We start from the raw sequence: 19,724 nt of genomic DNA, 5'->3' as shown, positions 1-19,724 counted from the left end.
AGAAAGATGAAAAACAGCCAGACACAAAAAACCGTGTACCTCTTTCTCTTGATGCTTGCTTTACAAACAACCTATTTGCAGGCACAATCCAGAAAATACATCAGTCAATTCAGCCACTTTCAAAGCTATTTTAACCCTGGATTGACGGGGTACGAGGGAAGTGCCTTAAGGGGATTTGTACGAAACCAATGGTCCGGAATGGAAGGCGCACCAAAAACCTATTTTATCAGCGCGGAGATAGATTTTTCTGAAACCAAAGGATTGGAAGACCCTGCGCTAATGGGGAAGAATGCCTTCAGCTTGAATTTACTGCACGATACCTATGGGGCATTCAAGGAAACGGAACTACTGCTTGCCTACGCCAGCCGGGTGCGGCTGACAGCCAGGCACCAATTACGATTGGGGGCGGGCCTCAACTACCAAACGATCCGACTAGACGGAAATGCACTTACTAGTGAACAGGCCGGAGATCCCTTGATTGGGCAGTACGTAGGCGGGTTTTCCGATATGCAGATTTTTGATTTTAATTTGGGGCTTGCGCTTACCCATAAATCGTACTACCTCTCCTATGCCATGCACAACGTAAACAAAGGGCGGATTGCGAGTGGAGAGGAATTTATGGAGGGAAGGCCAGTCACCTATATCGCACAGGCCGGATACCGGGAAGCGCTTTCCTCCCAGGTCTCGCTGATTCTGAATGGATTTTACCGCAACCAGGAAGGCTTGCCCGACAATATCGAATTCAATGTAAAAACCCTGTTAGGCAACAGGCTATGGATCGGGGGTGGACATCGTTTTGATTATGCCAGCAATCTGCAGTTTGGTGTCGTGTTTGACAAGATTCGGCTGGGATACGTCTATGAATTTCCCTCAAACCGCAGCTACCTGCTGCCTGGACAAACCCATGAATTTGCGCTGGTTTACAGGCTGTTTGGAACCTATGAGAAATCCACTGACACAGCGCCTGCCATCTGGTAAAGTGGCCTTTTCTGGCAAAAGGCTATTCGCAGTGCGTGATGTTTGCATCCAAAAGCTCGGTGGTTTGGTTGCTGGCAAAGGAAAGTTTGGGACTTAAGTAGGGGATTCCCCAGCCCATCCCACGTACGATGAATAAAGCGCCCATGAGCAAAGCAAAATAGGGAACAAACCGGTTAATTTTTATCCGGAATCCCATGGAAAAAATGTTGCCGGAGATCATTAATAAAATCATGACCGGAAAGGTACCCAAGCCAAAAAAGAACATGTAGGCCATGCCTTGCAAGGGGCTTTGCATGGCCAAGGAAGCGACCAACGCCATGTAAACCAGCCCGCAGGGCAATAGGCCATTCAATAATCCGGAAAAAACAAAGGCCCGGGTACCGCCCGGTTTGATGGAACGACCGAGCCGGATTTTCAGTTGGGCCAATGATGTGGAAAAAACGGAATTAGCAACCCATTTTTCTGATTTGCGGTAGGAAAAGGCCATGAGCAGCAGGACACCCCCTGTAAGGATGGACAACCATTGTTGAATTCCTGCCAGGGCCATCGAAAAACCAAGCAAGCCCACCAGACCACCTAAAAAGGCATAGGTGATCGTCCGGCCGGAATTGTACAGCAGTTTGTTTAGCAGGAACTTATTTTTATCCTTTCCGGCCAGTGCCAGGGCGATCGGTCCACACATCCCGATGCAATGAAACGACCCCAATAATCCCCATACAAACGCTGTCCAAAACATGCTTACAGATCGATCTTCTTTTCCTCGAAAAAGCCCTGTCCTTTTTCCTCCCAGTTTAATTTTACCTTCCAATACCCACTTTGAAGGCTTTTGAGATTCACGGTGTTTGCGGCAGCATTTTGAATGTCTACGGCTATTTTTCGGTCCATTCTCGCGTCCGAAGGCCGGAAGAGATGCAACTCGCCCTGCGCTCCAACGGGTAGATTCAGGGTCAACACCTTGCTCTGCGGATTGAAACTTAGGGCATTTTTCGCAGCGTCCAGCGAATTGCCTACTTTATCGATGTGCTCCTGATATTTGATCTCTTCTTCGTAATAATTATCCGTGACCAGATGCAGGTCATCTTGTTTCATACATATGGTCACCATCGTGGCCATTACCGCCACAAAAGCGACAAACACTAAAATTATTCCATTTCCCCAATTCATCGTCTTTAGTTTTAGTTTTCTACCGGCCCCATAAAACTGGTTTTTATCCGGTCTATGGTTTCACCATTTTGTTGCAATAAGAGGACAATGCTTTCCTGAGGCACCTGCATGGCTGACTGCGGCTTCACCAGAAAGAATCGTCCTTCAAATTTCGATTGACCGTCTAAGGTCCAATCGGTATCTCCTACCCGTTCCAATTGGAAGGCAGGATCTTCGGGAACCAGGTTCACTTGCTGTTCGTCAAAGGTCTTATTGATCAGGGTTACCTCGTAGAGGTTGCTGATCTGTTCTCCCTCTCTTTCCTGAAAAGTCATCCCCCTGAATCGGGTCACCGTAGCTCCCAAATCTTCCCGGGTTGCCAGCAGGGCAACGAAACCGGCGATCAGAAGTACCAGAATGGAAGAATAAGCCTTGACCCTACCCGTGATTAATCGGGAAGAGCCTTTTTGAACACTCGTCTCCGAAGCGTAGCGAATCAGCCCGAGTGGACGATCTACTTTTTCCATGACCTCATCGCAGGCATCCATGCAAGCCGTACAATTGACGCATTCCATCTGCACGCCATTCCGGATATCGATACCCGTGGGGCACACGTGTACGCAAAGCGAGCAATCCACGCAATCCCCCAAAGATTGATCTTCCACCTTATTTTTTCGGATGGGGCCTCTGGGTTCTCCCCGCACGTAATCATAGGTGACGTTGATGGACTGGTTGTCCAGCAATACGCCCTGTAGCCGCCCGTACGGGCAAACTACCAGGCAAGCTTGTTCGCGAAACCAGGAAAATACGAAAAGAAAAATACCGGTAAATGCAATCAGTCCGATAAAGCCAGCCAGATTTTCCGCCGGAGGTTGCTGAACAATCTCAAATACCTGATCGATTCCGATGAGATAGGCCATCACCGTATGTGAAATGAGCAAGGAGATAAGGATGAATATCCCCATTTTCACGGTCTTCTTTCGGATCTTTTCCCCATTCCAGGGCATGGCATTTAGCTTGCGTTGCTGGTTGGCATCCCCCTCAATCCAATACTCGATTTTACGAAAAACCATTTCCATAAAAAGCGTTTGCGGACAGGCCCATCCGCAGAAAACCCTGCCGAAAACCACGGTAAACAAGATGATGAAAACCACAAAAATCAGCAGCAGGAAAATCAGTAAATGGGTATCCTGCGGCCAAAATACTGCCCCGAAAATAATAAACTTGCGCTCAAAAATATTGAAAAGTAGCCAGGGCCTTCCGTCGATACGGATAAATGGACCGGCAAATAGGATAGCCAATAGCAGCCAGGAGACATAGGTCCGCCATTTGTAGAACTTTCCGGACACTTTCTTCGGATAAATCCAGTTCCGTCCACCGTCGCTGGTGACAGTACCTAAGGAGTCCCTAAATTTTTCCGGGTCGAGGCTTTCATTTTTTATCGCCATGGTTGTTAGTCGATTTTTTGTGTATGCGCGGTGCATAGGGTCGGAACAGTCTGCCCGACCCTATTGGTAAACACTTATTCTACAGGTTCCAATCCCAATTCTTCCTCTCCCAGGGCGTCAACCGGTTCTTCAACCGCAGGGGTGAATTTTTCTCCCTGAGGTTCTTTAGGGTTTGCTGGTGTGGTGCCCTGAAGGGTCAATACGTAGCTGGAAACCTGTTGCATTTGCTCCGGGCTTAGTTGATCCTGCCAGGGAATCATTCCTTTTTCAACCACCCCGTATTTTACCACCGAGAATACATCCTTGATGTCTCCGCCATGGATCCAGTACGCATCGGTAAGGTTGGGACCAACGCCTCCCCCGCCATCCATCGCATGACAGGCTGCACAGTTTCCGGTGTACAGCTCTTTGCCCGCCTCGATGGTAGGGGTCGTTGCATCAAATTGAACCGTGGTTTCATCGATAGCCGCCAGCATGGTTTCGCTTCGTTCCTCCTCTTCCAGCGCAGCGATCGCCAGTTCTTCTTCGTATTCTTCGTACTGGTTCTTTCCAAGGCCCAACACGGAATAATTCACAAAGTAGACCACCGCAAAGACAATGCTGGTATAAAAGACGTATTTCAACCAGGGAGGCATGAAATTATCCAGCTCGACGATCCCATCGTAACTATGGTCCAGTTGGATGTCTTGTTCCTTTTCGATGGGCTTCATTTTGCCCGTAACAAATTTCACTTTAAAGTTTTCCCACCAGGAAGGCTCTGCAGCGAGGACCGGATTGTCTTTTTTGATCACGGACATCAAGAAGGACAATAAATACAGCATGATGCCCATGATGATCACAATCAATAGCAATACCACACCGATGATGACAAGCAGGGTCAGTTGGCTGCTGTCCAATTGTTGCATTTGGGAGGTCCAGCTTTCTCCACTCTCCTGAGCAAATCCAGGAGTCGCCAGCAATAGGGCCATTGAACTGGCTCCAATGAGTTTAAACGTTTTCATGGGAATCATCTTTTTGAGGTTCATCTGCAAGGGGCATTTCTTTCATGTGGTCGATGTACTTTTTGTCGACACGCAGTACCCACCAAAACATTCCGATAAAGAAAGCAACAAATAGCAGAAGCGAGATAATGGGATAGATTTCGATATTTTCTATGGATCTTAAAATTTCTTTTTGCATGATCGGGGTGGATTAAGGGTTCGCACTGGTAGTTTTACTTATATCGGTTCCCAATCGCTGCAGGTAGGCAATCAAGGCAACGATTTCGGTTTCGGGGAGTACTTCAACCCCCGATTCTTTCAGACCTGCCACAATTGATTCTGCCTGCGCACGCAAATCGTCGATGGCCATTTCGTCGTAGCCCTCGGGATAGGGAACACCCAATTTCATCATGGTGCGGATTTTAGCACCTATCGAACTATGATCCATTATCGTGGTCGTCATCCAGGGGTAGGGCGGCATCAAGGATCCGGGTGACATGGTCCTTGGATCCACCATGTGGTGGTAATGCCAGCTATCCGGGTACTTTCCACCCACCCGGTGTAAATCCGGACCGGTACGCTTGGATCCCCAAAGGAATGGGCGATCATACACAAATTCCCCAGCCTTGGAATATTCCCCATACCGCTCCGTCTCAGACCGGAAGGGCCGAATCATTTGGGAGTGACAACCTACGCAACCATTGGAAATGTAGAGGTCCCTTCCCTGTAGCTCGAGCGGTGTATAGGGCTCCACGCTGCTGATTGTCGGCACATTGGATTTTATCAAAATGGTCGGAATTATTTCAACCACGCCCCCGATGAGTATGGCCACGGTAGCCAGGATGGTAAAGAACACGGGCTTTCGCTCCCAGGCCCGGTGCCAAAACTCTCCGCCGGTAGGCACGTGTTTGGCAAGCGCGGGGGCTTCGTCTGCCTCTTCTTCCTGAAACGAGCCAGCTGCAGCCGTTTTTATCAAATTATACACCATCAGGATTGCGCCAGAGAGGTAAAGCACCCCGCCGAAGGCCCGCAACATGTACATGGGTACAATCTGTATTACGGTTTCGAGAAAATTCGGGTAGGCCAACCTGCCTGCTTCTCCAAACTCCTTCCACATCAAGCTTTGGGTAAGTGCTGCCACATACATGGGCAAGGCATAAAACAAAATTCCCAGGGTACCGAGCCAAAAGTGGGTATTGGCTAGTTTCACCGAGTACAAATTGGTTCGCCACATCTTGGGCCAAAGCCAATACAACATGGAAAAGGTTAAAAATCCATTCCATCCCAGTCCACCAATGTGCACGTGCGCAACGATCCAATCGGTGTAGTGGGCAATTGCGTTCACATTTTTCAGAGAGAGCAAGGGGCCTTCAAAAGTAGCCATGCCGTAGGCCGTTACAGCCACGACCATGAATTTTAAAACAGGATCTACACGTACCTTATCCCAGGCACCACGCAAGGTCAACAAGCCATTGACCATCCCTCCCCAGGAAGGTGCGATAAGCATGACGGAAAAAGCCACACCCAAAACCTGTGCCCACTCGGGCAAGGCCGTGTACAGCAAATGGTGGGGTCCCGCCCAAATATAAATAAAGATCAGGGACCAGAAATGGATGATGGAAAGCTTGTAAGAATAAACCGGCCGATTGGCTGCCTTGGGAAGGTAGTAATACATCAGGCCCAAAAATGGCGTGGTCAGGAAAAATGCCACGGCATTGTGCCCGTACCACCACTGCACCAGCGCATCCTGTACGCCCGCATAGGCCGAATAACTTTTAAAAAGCGATACCGGCAAGGCCAGGGAGTTGAAGATATGAAGCACCGCAACCGTAACAAAGGAAGCCAGGTAAAACCAAATGGCTACGTACATGTGCTTTTCTCTACGCGTAATCAGCGTACCGATCATATTTGCCCCGAATGCCACCCAAACAACCGCAATGGCAATATCGATGGGCCATTCCAACTCGGCGTATTCTTTGGATGAGGTCAAGCCCAGCGGAAGGGTAATGACCGCCGAAAGAATAATGGCCTGCCAGCCCCAGAAATGAAACCAACTCAGTGTTTTGTTCCACATCGGCGCTTTCAATAAACGGGGCATGGAATAGTACACCCCTGCAAAAATCGCGTTTCCTACAAAGGCGAAAATCACCGCATTCGTATGGAGTGGCCGTATCCTTCCAAAAGTGGTGTACGGGTTGCCCATATTGGCCTCGGGAAGAAAAAGCTGGGTCGCAGCGATCACCCCGATCAGCATACCGGCGAGCCCCCAGATAACGGTGGCTGCACCGAAGTATTTTACGATCTTATTATCGTAACTAAACTGTTCAAGTGTTGTTCCTGACATATCACTTCGTGTTTTTAGGTGTTTTTTTATTGGTTGTATGTTTTTTATGTGTCTTTCGCTCAAATAGTATGCGCATGGCAGGCGTGTGCTGATCATCAAACTGTCCCCCTTTCATCGCTTTAAAAAACAGCCACAAAAAGCCTCCTGCCATTGCCAAACTTATGCCAATCAATACAAAAATTACTTCCATCGTAGCTCTGTTTTTTCGTTCATTCCCTTTCTCCGGGCAAAATAGTTGGTCGCCAGTGTGGTAAATAAAACCACTGAAATACTGCTCGCCGGCATCAAAATAGCACAAAATACGGGACTTACCAACCCTTGCACGGCAAAGTAAATTCCAAGGGCGTTGTAGGTAAAACTGAGTCCAAAACTACTCTTAATAATCTTTCTGCCTAGCTTCGCAAAATCCAGGTAAGCCGGTAAATGGCGAAGTTTCTCTCCATCAAGTATGGCGTCGCTTGCCGGACTAAAATGAGAAATATTCTCGGTGACAGCGATCCCCACATGCCCTGCCTTCAATGCACCGGCATCATTCAGTCCATCGCCCACCATCAGCACCCGGTGCCCCCCTTCACGAAGTTGCTGAATTTGATTTAATTTATCTTTCGGGCTCTGCTGAAAATGCATGCGAAGTGCCGTACCCAGTTTTTTCTCCAACTCGGTTTTTTCATGATCCTGATCCCCCGATAGTAAATGCAGGGAATAATTGGTAGCCAATGCAGGAATCATTTCTTCCATGCCCTGCCGTATACCACTCTCAATGTAAAACGTACCCAAATGAACTCCTTCAATGACCAAATGTACTTCATTACCCGCGCTGCGGGCTTGCGGAGATGCCTTCATGCCGGCAAACGAGGCCGAGCCCAGGACCAGTGACTGGGACTTGTAAACCGCCCGTAATCCTTTGCCTGGAATTTCCTCCACCTGCTCCAGTTCCACTGCCGGAACGCTCCCCAGCCAACGATTGATTCGGTTACTCAGTGGATGGATGGAATGGTTTACCAGTGCTTTTACTACCGCACGGGTTTCCTCCGAAAGCGATTCTCCTTGGTAATGTACACGGGCTTTTGACGGCGAGGTCAGCGTGCCTGTTTTATCAAACACCAGGGTGTCTAATCCAGCTAATTTCTCAATTACCTGGGTGTTTTTCAGATAAAAGCCACGTTTTCCAAAAATCCGCATCACGTTTCCCAGCGTAAAGGGCGTGGACATGGCAAGCGCACAGGGACAGGTGATGATCAAAACGGCCGTAAAGGCGCGAATCCCCATGGAAAAGTCGTAAAAACTCCAATAGCTCAGGGCTCCAAATGCAATCAGGAGGACAGTGAAGGTAAACTTTCCGCTGATTCGGGTAGCCAGTGAGGCAAGGGAATCTTCTTGCTCATTTTTCGAAAATGCCTCGTTGTTCCATAAATCGGTCAGGTAGCCCTGCGAAGGAGATTTTTGAACCAATAACTGAATGGCAGCCCCTTTTTGTCTTCCTCCGGCATAGACCAAAGCGCCCTTTTTTACCAGCACCGGGACTTCCTCTCCGGTCACAAAACTGTAGTCGATTGTGGCTACTTCATCGAGCAATACGCTATCCGCAGGCACCAACTCCTCGTTCCGCACCCGAATTCTATCCCCCACCTGGACTTTGGTCAGAGGGATCACTTGCTCTGTGTTTTGCGTCAATTTACTAACGCCGATCGGAAAATAGGAGGTATAATCACGGTCAAAGGAAAGGGTATCAAAGGTTTTTTGTTGGTACAATTTGCCCAAAAGGAGAAAAAACAACAACCCGCCCAGGGTGTCCAGGTATCCTTCCTGACCAGCCAGAAATATCTCATAAAGGCTAAAGGTAAACAAGGTCACGATGCCCAGTACAATAGGCACTTCCATGCCAATGGATCTGTTTTTCAGCGAATACCAGGCATTTCGGTAATAATCGGAAGCCGAATAAAAAAAGACCGGTAAGGCCAACACCACATTGAGGTAGCGAAACAACTCCCTGAATCCCTGACCCAACAATTCTGCCTCAGAAAAATACTCCGGAAGGCTAAAAAACATCATGTTTCCAAAGCAAAAACCCGCCACGGCGAGTTGATACACCAACTTTCTATCAACGGAGTGGTTTTTTTGTTGCACCATGTCCGATAGATTGATGCGCGGTTCGTAGCCGATCCCCGCCATCAACGCCACCAACTCTTTGAGACCGATTTCGGCCTTGAGGAAGCGGATCTGTACTTTTTTCTCCATGAAATTAACCCGCGAATCTACCACTCCCTCATGCAGTCGGTGAAGGTTTTCCAGCAGCCATATACAGGAGGCACAATGAATCAACGGTACATAAAAGGTCACGTGGATCTGCTTCTCATCCTGATAATCAACCAATTTGTCCCGAACCTCTGTATCATCCAGGTAATCAAACCGATTGGTCCGGGTATTTTCCTTCCGTCGGTTTGAACCCGGGGCATCGGACAGGTCGTAATAATCGCAAAGGTCGTTTTCACTCAGCACATCGTACACCGTCTTGCATCCCGCACAGCAAAAGTCTTTTCCCTCATGGTGCAGGATTTCCTCTTCACAGCGCTCACCACAATGGTAGCAGCTGATTTGAGCGGGTTGTTTAACAGGGGTAGATGTATTCTCCATTTGGCGGCAAGTTACTTCAGCGTCTAGCTCAAAAACATGACGAATGTCATTCAATATACTGATTTATACAGCCAAATAAAAGGAAAGTCTTTCGTACCACATGCCGCCTTTGTAAAAATGAAACAACACTTTCGCCAGATCGGCCTGATTGTTTTTGGTAGTGACCAAAAAGGTACACTGATGTTTGACCGCATAGGACCAAAAATCCCCAATTCGATTGAAATTAAATTTAATGAAGGACGTTTCAGCGGTGTGATTGCTCACTTCCTGAATGATTGCTTGCTCCTCCCTCTTTTTTGATTTGGGAATGAATGCCGGAGAAATAATGGTTGCTCTACTGTTGGAAATATTTTCTGAAAAAAGTGCGAGAAATTGTTTGATAATCTTTGCCGAGGCTGGAGTTCCATCGTAATGAAAGAGCAACCGTTCGAACGAAAGCTCCCGATCATACAATAGAACCGGCACCTCGCAAGGCTCGCTTTCCAAAGCTTTGGGGTAGTCCAATCCATGCAACCAATCCAATACCTCCGGTAAATGAGCGGTATATAGTTTAGCGGATGCCGGACCCAGTAGCTGTTGCGTGGTGGATACCTCCATTTCCCCGGTTTGGAATCCCATGGGTAAGGGACAGCCGTAGTGCGCGGTAACAATGTCTTCGGGAAAAGCAAAATGTACGTCCAACTTGCTCTGCATAAGCGTATCTTTTTTTACAAAGCTAGGCCTAGCAAGAAAGGTAAAGAGTGATTTTGGGAAGGGCCAAACATGATAAATATCATCTTTTTCTCAGTGATTGCTTTTTTCAGCCCAAAATGCATCAATAAATTTGGCGCCTATTTAGGGGATTTCGCCAATAAATTGCGAAATTCCACCGATCAAAATCCCCAAGCAATGAAACAACACCTTACCGCTGTAATTTTTGCCCTGGCAATCGTACTTTCCTCCATTGTGTTAGGGAATGCTTTCTTGAAACGGAGCCAGGCCCAGGCGAAAATTTCCGTCACCGGTCTCGGAGAGACGGATTTTATTTCCGACCTGATCGTCTGGGAAGGACTCTTTGAAAAACAGGCCTATACGCTGGGCGAAGCGTATTCGGGTTTGGAAAAAGACCGCAAAGCCGTTACCGAATACCTGAATTCGAAGGGAATTGCCTCGGAGGAAATTGTCTTTAGCGCCGTGCAGTCCCGCCAAAATACCCGGGCCGAATACAGCCCTGAAGGCAGGTTCATGGGAGAAACATTTTTGGGATATATCCTGAGTCAAAACATCAGCATAGAATCCAAAGAAGTGGAGAAAGTGGAGAAAATAGCCCGGGAAATTACCGAACTGCTCAACAAGGAAATTCAGTTTTACTCCCAGGCGCCCCGGTATTATTTTACCCAACTGGCAGATTTGAAAATTGAACTGATCTCCAAAGCGACTGAAGACGCCCGCATCCGCGCCGAGACGATCGCCAAAAATTCAGGAGCAACATTGGGAGACCTGATTGTTGCAAACATGGGAATATTTCAGATCACCGGTCAAAATTCCGGTGAAGACTACTCCTGGGGCGGCACCTTCAATACCAGTTCGAAGGCGAAAACCGCATCCATCACCATGAAACTGGATTATCAGATCAAATGACCTCTTCGCTCAATTGCTTACAGAATTTCCCAAACAAAGCGATTCATTGAAGGCTCCCCATCCGGCACCTACACGAACTCATTTTCCAGGAGTGTTGGTTCCCAATGCTTCGATGGTGTACCCTTTGGGATAACTGGAACGTTTGCGTTTTGTGCCAAGAACCGGTTTACCTGGCTCCGGAATCCAACCCGTCACCAGTGCTCTGACTTTCATCGCTACCTTTACCAGAAACACAAGCAAGCCCGGTGGATGGGGGTATCCCATCGCCTGTCGAAGCCGGGAATCCATCAGGCAATAGGCGATGGGCCTGCCCAGCCGCATTAGCTTTCCCGGCAAGTAGAAACCCAACAGCAATTCCAAGGTTTTATTCCCGATGATTTTATTGGCCGGATCAAAGGAAAAATGAGCGCGTTCGTACGCTACATTAAATGCCTCGAAGGAATCCAGCGAATCGGGTACCTCCCGGATACCCATCCGTTTTGCAAGCTCCTGATAATTGATCAAAATGGCCTCCTTTTCTATCGGGGTAAACGGCCGCCATCCCCACTGGTCCATCCAACGAATGGGTTCAAATATGAATGTGGAGAGTACGTACAAATACTCCTCGTTCGAAATCTTGAATCGACCGTGCATGGCATTCATACGCGCGATGGCTGCCTGCCCCCGGACACTATCCATGCCATTTTCCAGGATTTCGTAAAGGATGAGTTCGGTGTCGTCGTATCGCTTTTGGGTCCGGTTGACAAATTCTCCGGTCGCCAGCAATAACCTGGATACCGAGGGAACGGCAAAGGTCCGGAACAGGGCAAATTCCAGTGCTTTTTCCATATCCCAGGGAAAACAGTGAAAGGTCAATAAATAGGCAATTCGCTCATAATCGGAACGGGGATTCATCCCGGTGATCGCTTTTGTATAGGGTTTGATCGTCATCGTATGGACCCGGTCGGTTTCCTGCAAGTTACTTGCTTTTTGCGAAGCCGGAAAGCCATTGACCCGAATTAGGGCACAATAAGCCGGTAAAAACGGAAAGAATTGTTTACTTTCACTGAAAATTTTTCCCTCATGAGAACCCGAATCTGGCTCTTTTTCTTTCTTGCAACCCCCACTTTGGCATGGGCGCAGCAAATCGTAGAAACCGGCGTCAAACTATACCATACACCCTCCGCCACAGAAATCAGCGTGGCCGACATCGTCCAACTGTCCCGGAAAAAACAAGTAATTGTATTCGGAGAAGAGCACAACGATAGCCTGGCACATGTGCTACAAAACGCACTCTATGCTGCTTTGCTGGATGAATACCCACAGGTAATTCTCTCCATGGAAATGTTTGAGCGGGACGTACAGTTGGTGCTAAACGAGTACCTGGCCGGCCTTATCCGTGAGCGAAGCTTTACGAAAGAGAGCCGGGCCTGGAGCAATTACGCCGACTACGCGCCCCTGGTTCAGCTTGCCAAATCAAAAGCACAACAGGTCATTGCGGCTAACGTCCCGGGAAGGTATGCCAGCATGGTCAGCCAAAAAGGGATTGGTACCTTAAAGCAGCTTCCCAAGGCGGCGAGATCTTACTATAGCCTATTTGAACTTCCCCGGGAAGACGATCCCTACCGCCAAAAATTCTACGCGGCAATGGGCGAACATGCGCACCACATGGGGCCCTCGATCTTTCACGCCCAACTATTGCGAGACGCCACGATGGCAGAAAGCATCGTCACTACCTGGAAAAAAAATAGAAAAGCGAAAATCCTACACCTGACAGGGAAATTTCATAGCGACGAAGGATTGGGTACCGTGGCAGCCGTGAAAGAAAGAAAGCGGGGCCTTGACATCCTTACCATCTCCTGTTTTCCCTCGGATGATTTCCACGCACCTAACTGGGAAGCCCATCGGGACAAAGCCGATATTATCGTTCTCACCGACCCCAATCAACCAAAAACCTATTAAAAGCAGCCCATACGGGCTTCGTTAACTTCGGTCTTTGATGGCTTTGGTTTTATCGTTTTCAAACGTAAACTCCGAGATTCCAGACATATGCAAGCGCTCCCCGGCCTTGAGACCGTTAGGGAAATCCACCGCCAATACGGCCTGGTAATCAACCTCCACGCGAACAAGGTCGCCCGCAAATTCCCAGGATAGAACCGTCTGCTTCCGATGGGAAAAATAGGAAAGGGCTTCCTCGGCCTGTCTTCGAAACGCATCCAGGCCTTCCAATCGCATGCTTACCTCATCGTTTGTCAGGTGTTCAAACACCACATCTACAGACAAGTCCCGTACCATCTCTTCCACATTCTTGGCATTGTAAGCCGCGATGTACTTTTCGATCACTAGTTTATATGTAGCGTTTAGTTGATCCATTTTTAGCATATTTAAACGGGTCGGATTTTCCAAAAACAGGACCCGGCGAAATTACATTTTTTTTGGAGCAAAGGCTCGGGAAGCCTCAAAAAATCATCTCCGTATTTGGAAGCCAGGTACCGGTTGTTCCGCTAACACACCAACAGTGGAAGGAAGCTTATTTTGCTAATTTAGACAATTGGAGCCAAAATTGTTCGATTTTCAGTATGGCGCTAATAAAACGATCCATCTCTATGGGTTTGGTGATGTAGCTATTTGCGTGGTTTTCGTAGGCAAGGTCGATGTCTTTCTGGTTGGAGGAGGTGGTCAACATGATTACCGGGATTTTTTTCAGAGACGGGTGTTCCTTGATCCTCTTAAGCACCTCGTGTCCACTGTATACCGGAATATTGATGTCGAGTAATATCAGATCGGGACGGTTGTCTGGTTGCTCCTCCTCCCCAAAGAGAAAATCCAGTGCTTCTTTCCCATTTTTGGCAACACTTATTCGGGTTTTAATTTTGCATTCGTCAAATGCATCCAAGGTAAGAACGATATCCCCTTCATTGTCTTCTACTAATAATATATGTACCTCTTTCATCCGAATTCTTTATTAACGGTAAAATAAAACGTACTGCCAACCTCGGGACTGGATTCCAGCCAAATTTTTCCTCCCCAGGATTCCACATGTTTTTTCACGATCGAAAGCCCAATTCCGGTTCCTTTGTACCGATCCCGGTTATGCAAACGTTGGAAAATAATGAAAATTTTGTCAAAAAATTGGGAATCAATCCCAATTCCGTTGTCTGCGATACCAAACTCCCAATGTGTTTCTTTTTCGCTGACCTGTATGTCAACCCTGGGAGGCACCCCCTCCCGTGAATAATGAATCGCATTATCCAGCAAGCAATGAAAGGTTTGTACGAGCGGTGCCTTATAGCAGGAAATAGTGGGAAGGCTTTCGGCAGTCAAAACCGCTTTTTTATCGCGGAGCAACTTTCGTCGCAACACCTTGTATTCTTCAATGAGCACGTGTATGTTGACTGGCTCGGGTGTATCCGCAAATTTCCCTGCACGGGAATACTCCAACAAATCCAAAATAATTCGTTTCATCCGTTTTGCGCCGTCGGTCGCAAAGTGAATGTATTGGTGGGCTTTTGCATCCAACTGATCCCCGTATTTACGTTCGATTTGGTTGAGAAAACTGGAAATCATACGCAGTGGTTCCTGTAAATCGTGGGAAGCGATAAAAGCAAACTGCTCCAACTGCTCGTTGGTCACTTCAAGCTCTTGTATGTGCTGTTTCAATAGTTGATTCAACTCCTGAACCTCTCGCTCGTGCTTTTTACGGTTGCTGATATCTGTCAGCGCCCCAACCATCCGTATGGCCTTTCCCGAATCATTCCGGATAATCATTCCTTTGTCGATCACCGTTTTTTCTTCTCCGCTGGGATGAATAATTCGGTACTCCATTTGCCATTTTTCCTGTTCTGGATCTGCAAGGCTGGCTTCCAGGCTTTCTTTAATGGCGGCAACATCCTCGGGGTGATAGCTATCCTGCCAGAAATCAGCCGAGTTTAGCATTCGACGAACTCCGGATCCAAAAAAGTTTTCGAAGCCCAGCCCGCGAAAAAGGGTGTCATTTTCAATATCCCAATCCCAGATGGCGTCAGTAGTTGCCTGGGTCACTTTCTCAAAGCGTTCATTCGCACGTAAAATTTGTAAATCAGTGATTTTTCTTCGGGTGATGTCTTTGAAGTAAACAGACAATCCATTCATATTTGGATAAACGGCCACTTCAAACCACTTGCTCAACGCCGGGTAAAATTCTTCAAAGGTCACGTTTTCACCGGATTCCATGGCGCGCCTATACTGCGTATAGAAAGCGGTACCCACGATATCGTCATATTCGTTCCAAAGATTTTGGCCCAGCATCGCCGCCCGGTCTCTACCCATCAAGCGCTCCGCTTCCTTGTTCCAGTAGGTAACCGTCCATTGATTGTCAACCGTAAAAAACCCATCGCCAATGCTCTCGATGATATCGATTTTTTCCCGGTATGCCTTTTCCAATTTTTCGGCCGCGCTTCTTTTTTCATCAATATTTTTAAAATAGGAAGAAATCCCTCCACCCGAGGGGTAGGTATTGATCTCGTACCAGGCACCGTTGCCGGGATACTGGTATTCGAAACTCACTGCCTTTCCCTGTGCCGCTACTTCTCGGTATATTCGTTCCAGCTGGGTTCCAATTGCCGGCCGAAATTCCTCCCAAATATTTTTGCCCAAAACCTCCTCGCTCTTCCTGTTAAGGAGGCTTTCTGCCTCTTTATTAAAGTAGGTAAAATTCCAATCGGCATCCACGGCATAAAACGCGTCGGAAATACTCCCCAATATCTCAGAAATACGCAGTTCCGTTTTCTTCATGCCATCGATATCCTGGAAGCTACCGAAAATCTTCGTGCACCTCCCATTAATCCGTTCACTCCTACCGATACACCGAACCCATTTTTCTTTTCCCGAATTGCTTAACAGGAGCAGTTCTTCGTCAAATTCAACACCCTGGTCAATCAGCCGATCCACCGCGGCCATTATTTTTGCTTTGCTTTCTGCCGAATAAAACTCAAAGCCGCCGGAAAGGGAAGGATTGTAATCCTCCGGTACTTCCAGGATTTCTCGGACCATCGGCGACCAATACATGGCATCGTTGCCCTCCTGATCGGCTATTTCGTATTCCCATCCTCCAATTTTTGCAAGTTGTGAGGCGTCTTCTAACAGCTCCTGTAGCTTTTTTTCCTCGGTGATATTCTTTGCGGAAGCATAGATTACTTCCTCACTTACCTGGGGATTGCCGTACCAACTCAACCAACACACCTTACCGGATTTGGTCAAAAACCGGTTTTCCAGTTTGAATGTGTCGGCATCCGAGTTCAGTTTTTTGAATGCATCTGCCGTTATCTGGGCATCTTCGGGATGAACAAATCGAGCAAAGGTGCTACCCAGAATTTCCCCTTTCGCGTAGCCTAAAAGCTCACAACCTGATCGGTTCATTTTTAGGAAATTGCCCGCAAAATCGGTAAGGCAAACGATATCCGGTAATGCCTCAAACAAATGAAGTAATTCCTCCTCCAAGCCTTTTCGATTGATTTCTGATCCGATAAACGATTGTAGCCGGGTTAACACGGGCTGGTGTCGCTCCACCGTGACCCTTTCCTCGCAAGCACCCACTACCATTACACCTACTTTGCTTTCCTGATGGTGTAAGGGAATTCCCAACACCACCGCTAAGCCCGAATGCTGCGCAGCCTGCCTGCGAATAAATAAATCATTTTGTGCTACCTTATCCCAAATCAGGGCGACGTTTTCCAACCAAACGCTTCCTGGCAGGCCCGTTCCAGTCTCCATCTTGGAGAGGTTTCCAGCCTGGGTATAGAATGCTCTCCCAGCAGCGTCCTGCGCATAATGGGCAGCCAAATTAAGCGTTCTCTTTTGGATATCCGGAAGCCAAATCTCACAAAAACTAAAATCCCCGTAAGTAGCAATTAATTCACAGACGCCTCCAAGAGCGCCTCGAAGATCCGTTCCCTCGTGAAATATGGCGCTAATTTTTGCCAAAAGGTCCCGTTGAAGCTGCTCGATCATTTGGGCGCTCACGTCTTTTTCAACAGCGATCCAATGGCTAACCTGCCCAGTTTCGTCTACAACCGGAGAAACAGAAATATTGATCCAAAATTGATCGCCATTTTTTCTATAGTTAATGGTCGTAATCTCACAGTCTTGCTGGTCCTTTATGGCTTGACTTAGTCGGCGGAGCTCTTCCCTATCGGATTTGGGACCCTGCAGTACCTTCGGAGATTTTCCAACGATCTCTCCGAATGTGTAGCCGGTCATTCTGGTGAATGCCTCATTGACGTAGACAATCCTCGACCCAAATTCATTTGCCGATGGCGCTTCGGTAATCATAATGGCATCACTGGTATGGGTCACCACACTTTCTAGCAAACGGAGTTGCTGTTCTTCCTGTTTCTGCGTAGTGATGTCCTGGACGGTACCCTCGAAGGAAATGGGATTTCCCTGCGCATCTCTATTCAACCGTCCCAATTCATGTACCCATTTCACTTTTCCATTCGGCAAAAGGATCCGGTGGCTGACATCTAGGGCTTCTTTTCCTGCGAAAACCGCTTGCTGCTCCTGCAAAAATCGGTCCCGATCTGCAGCATGAATGGTTTCAAAAAATTTTTCAAAAGTTGCTTCAAACTGCGCTTTCTTTCTTCCCCAAATCCGGTATACTTCGTCCGACCAATTCAATACGCTGGAACCCACTTCCTGCCGCCAATAGCCTAATTTGGCAATGGACGAAGCTGTTTTCAATTTCTGTTCGGAATCCGTTAGCTCCAATAGTTGCTGCTCCTTCTCGGTCACGTCCTGACAGGTGACCATGAGGCACTTTCGATCCATAAAATCCACAGGGTGCCCGTTCACATCCACCCGAATTCGCTCCCCATTTTTTTTCGTATGGGTAAACGTACCAAAATAAATGGTGTTCTTTTTGTCCGCTAACCCCACATGTGCGGCATGGAGGCGGGGTATCTCTTCCGCGGGTCTCAAGTCCCGAATGGTCATGGATAGGAATTCTTCCCTGCTGTAGCCGTAGTGGTCGATGGCCGATTGATTAACGTCTACGATTTCAAACGTTTCCTTGTCATACACCCAATTTGGCAAGGGATTGAAATAAAATAAGGTGCTATAATCGTGAATATTCTCCATCTACAATCTTACGTCAATTCTAAAAATTAGTGACCGACCATGACCAATTGGGGTCAATACCCGTCTCTACTCTAACTTAAGCATTTCGGTTGTTTTTTCCTCACGGATTCGAGGTATTTTAGCAAAATGTTTGCCTTCCCAACCCCTCCTTGGATCGGATTTTCTACCAGTTCCAGGAAATGATTCCGACCGAAGCAGCATCAGGTAGCAACAAATACCGCACCAGTACCTGGGACGAGTTGGTATTTCTGGTCGAGGTCCGGTACATTAATACGGTGATCAATATATCCTTCGACGTTTGCACAGCATGGATCAAAACACGCTCCCTGGCATCATTGGAGCCGAAACCCGGTACAAAACCGTCTACCCAGACTTTTTGGGTATAATTTTTTTAAAAAACGGCGCGCCAAATCCTTTCGGCCAAAAAGCAATACCGTCGGTAAACACTCCGGGTAGAGGGACTGTAACAAACGTAGCTCTTTCTCCGGGTTCTAGCACTTCTAAAAGGTAAGTAGTATCTTTTAGTGCCGATTCACTGTGTTATCGTCAAAAACCCAAAAACCACCATTCATCCACTTACAATCGTTAATCCTTCGTGCGCCAACTCCATGGACTCGACCGCAAATTCATTGCTTTCGGATTTCAAATCAGTACCTGTGATTTTTGTGGGCCAGGCATTCTGTAAATTCCAGGTCATTGATGGGTGACCCTTCTCATCTAACAATCGAATCGATACCGTTTCTCGTTTAATCGTATTCATATGAATGGCATTGTACCAGGCATAGAAATGGGTATCGGACTGAAAAATCCCTTTTCGTAGTGTTACCGTGCCTATCCTGCCAATGCCCGGCATTTTGATCGCAGAAAAATCACTGTGGCGGTAATCGATGATGTCCGTTTCCGCATCCAGACCAGTAACCTCCTGAAACACCACTGCTTTTTCCAGTGAATCAAAGGTGACGGTAAAGTAAAACTTTGGCATCGGCCATATCCTATCTTGAACGTCTTCTTCCATGCTTCTACAGGATCAAAATGTAAGTTTTTTTTCGTTGGGGGAATGTGTCAATAAATCCCCTATCCGAAACTTTGAATAGTACATTAATCAGCAATCTCCCGGTTATCATTCGTAATAGTATTGCCGCTTTTTTCGTTGCCGGTGTTTGATCAGAAAGTGGTGGCTACTATCCCTATCTCAAAAGGATGGTTGCTTGCACACAAACCATGCGCCACCCGTCTCTCGGTTGTCAATAACCAAAATAAGGATTTCGGATAGGAAATCAAGGATAATCGGCTACTATTTTTCGGGAAGTAACGTGAGTTTGACCTAATTTAAAAATCAAAATGTTAAAAAAAATAAAGAATGGCATCAAATCACCTCACCCCGGGGAGGCTGTCCGAAAAGGGCAGCCTTTTTTATGCGGCTATTTTTCCCGAATATTCGGAAAAGTTTGAATCTCCACTATTTGGTGGCACTGATAAACTAAA

17 protein-coding genes are annotated in these 19,724 nt (G+C 47.4%); 3 read left to right on the top strand and 14 right to left on the bottom strand.

Annotated elements, in window-relative coordinates; all coding sequences use genetic code 11:
* Positions 1–6 precede the first annotated feature (6 nt).
* Positions 7–978: a PorP/SprF family type IX secretion system membrane protein gene (locus tag GCU44_RS16055; protein ID WP_154857627.1), complete on the top strand. Its 972-nt coding sequence runs from the start codon at positions 7–9 to the stop codon at positions 976–978.
* A gap of 22 nt (positions 979–1,000) precedes the next feature.
* Here the strand turns inward: GCU44_RS16055 and GCU44_RS16050 are convergent, their stop codons facing one another.
* The 9 genes from GCU44_RS16050 to GCU44_RS16010 all read right to left on the bottom strand — a co-directional run bounded on the left by GCU44_RS16050 (position 1,001) and on the right by GCU44_RS16010 (position 10,220).
* Positions 1,001–1,714: a sulfite exporter TauE/SafE family protein gene (locus GCU44_RS16050; protein ID WP_154857625.1), complete on the bottom strand. Its 714-nt coding sequence runs from the start codon at positions 1,712–1,714 to the stop codon at positions 1,001–1,003.
* 2 nt (positions 1,715–1,716) lie between these two features.
* Entirely contained in the window at positions 1,717–2,142 is a 426-nt protein-coding gene (locus GCU44_RS16045; RefSeq protein ID WP_154857623.1) for a FixH family protein, read from the bottom strand.
* 11 nt (positions 2,143–2,153) lie between these two features.
* The gene (ccoG, locus tag GCU44_RS16040; RefSeq protein WP_154857621.1) at positions 2,154–3,569 is read right to left on the bottom strand and encodes a cytochrome c oxidase accessory protein CcoG; all 1,416 of its coding nucleotides are present in this window, start codon (positions 3,567–3,569) and stop codon (positions 2,154–2,156) included.
* A 74-nt stretch (positions 3,570–3,643) separates the two neighbouring features.
* The gene (locus GCU44_RS16035; protein ID WP_241684984.1) at positions 3,644–4,570 is read right to left on the bottom strand and encodes a cbb3-type cytochrome c oxidase N-terminal domain-containing protein; all 927 of its coding nucleotides are present in this window, start codon (positions 4,568–4,570) and stop codon (positions 3,644–3,646) included.
* The gene (locus GCU44_RS16030) at positions 4,557–4,748 is read right to left on the bottom strand and encodes a CcoQ/FixQ family Cbb3-type cytochrome c oxidase assembly chaperone (protein WP_092177369.1); all 192 of its coding nucleotides are present in this window, start codon (positions 4,746–4,748) and stop codon (positions 4,557–4,559) included. The genes GCU44_RS16035 and GCU44_RS16030 overlap by 14 nt, the downstream gene beginning before the upstream one ends.
* 12 nt (positions 4,749–4,760) lie before the next feature.
* Positions 4,761–6,893, bottom strand: coding sequence for a cytochrome-c oxidase, cbb3-type subunit I (gene ccoN, locus GCU44_RS16025; RefSeq protein WP_154857617.1), 2,133 nt, complete (start codon positions 6,891–6,893; stop codon positions 4,761–4,763).
* A gap of 1 nt (position 6,894) precedes the next feature.
* Positions 6,895–7,083, bottom strand: a complete 189-nt coding sequence (gene ccoS, locus GCU44_RS16020; RefSeq protein WP_154857615.1) for a cbb3-type cytochrome oxidase assembly protein CcoS — start codon at positions 7,081–7,083, stop codon at positions 6,895–6,897.
* Positions 7,074–9,527 (bottom strand): heavy metal translocating P-type ATPase, encoded by a 2,454-nt coding sequence (locus GCU44_RS16015; RefSeq protein ID WP_154857613.1) that lies wholly within the window; start codon positions 9,525–9,527, stop codon positions 7,074–7,076. The genes ccoS and GCU44_RS16015 overlap by 10 nt, the downstream gene beginning before the upstream one ends.
* Positions 9,528–9,590: 63 nt before the next feature.
* On the bottom strand, positions 9,591–10,220 hold the full coding sequence (locus GCU44_RS16010) for a hypothetical protein (protein WP_154857611.1): 630 nt from the start codon (positions 10,218–10,220) through the stop codon (positions 9,591–9,593).
* A 195-nt stretch (positions 10,221–10,415) separates the two neighbouring features.
* On the opposite strand from GCU44_RS16010, the gene GCU44_RS16005 reads away from it, so the two are divergent.
* Entirely contained in the window at positions 10,416–11,147 is a 732-nt protein-coding gene (locus tag GCU44_RS16005; protein WP_154857609.1) for an SIMPL domain-containing protein, read from the top strand.
* Positions 11,148–11,225: 78 nt separating this feature from the next.
* On the opposite strand, the gene GCU44_RS16000 is transcribed toward GCU44_RS16005, so the two are convergent.
* On the bottom strand, positions 11,226–12,077 hold the full coding sequence (locus tag GCU44_RS16000; protein ID WP_154857607.1) for an oxygenase MpaB family protein: 852 nt from the start codon (positions 12,075–12,077) through the stop codon (positions 11,226–11,228).
* A gap of 132 nt (positions 12,078–12,209) precedes the next feature.
* Here GCU44_RS16000 and GCU44_RS15995 point away from each other — a divergent pair, with 132 nt between their 5' ends.
* Positions 12,210–13,088 (top strand): ChaN family lipoprotein, encoded by an 879-nt coding sequence (locus GCU44_RS15995; protein WP_154857605.1) that lies wholly within the window; start codon positions 12,210–12,212, stop codon positions 13,086–13,088.
* 21 nt (positions 13,089–13,109) lie between these two features.
* Here GCU44_RS15995 and GCU44_RS15990 read toward each other — a convergent pair whose 3' ends face one another.
* The 4 genes from GCU44_RS15990 to GCU44_RS15975 all read right to left on the bottom strand — a co-directional run bounded on the left by GCU44_RS15990 (position 13,110) and on the right by GCU44_RS15975 (position 19,254).
* Positions 13,110–13,499, bottom strand: a complete 390-nt coding sequence (locus GCU44_RS15990; protein WP_161993953.1) for a nuclear transport factor 2 family protein — start codon at positions 13,497–13,499, stop codon at positions 13,110–13,112.
* Positions 13,500–13,656: 157 nt separating this feature from the next.
* Entirely contained in the window at positions 13,657–14,079 is a 423-nt protein-coding gene (locus GCU44_RS15985) for a response regulator (protein ID WP_154857601.1), read from the bottom strand.
* Positions 14,076–18,239, bottom strand: coding sequence for a PAS domain S-box protein (locus tag GCU44_RS15980; RefSeq protein ID WP_154857599.1), 4,164 nt, complete (start codon positions 18,237–18,239; stop codon positions 14,076–14,078). Before GCU44_RS15980 ends, GCU44_RS15985 begins: the two co-directional genes overlap by 4 nt.
* A gap of 568 nt (positions 18,240–18,807) precedes the next feature.
* On the bottom strand, positions 18,808–19,254 hold the full coding sequence (locus GCU44_RS15975) for a phage tail protein (RefSeq protein ID WP_154857597.1): 447 nt from the start codon (positions 19,252–19,254) through the stop codon (positions 18,808–18,810).
* Between the last annotated feature and the right edge of the window lie 470 nt (positions 19,255–19,724).

Source organism: Cyclobacterium xiamenense (assembly GCF_009467825.1).
In the GTDB taxonomy this organism is placed as follows: Bacteria; Bacteroidota; Bacteroidia; order Cytophagales; family Cyclobacteriaceae; genus Cyclobacterium; species Cyclobacterium xiamenense.
This window is presented reverse-complemented; position numbering and strand designations above follow the sequence as displayed.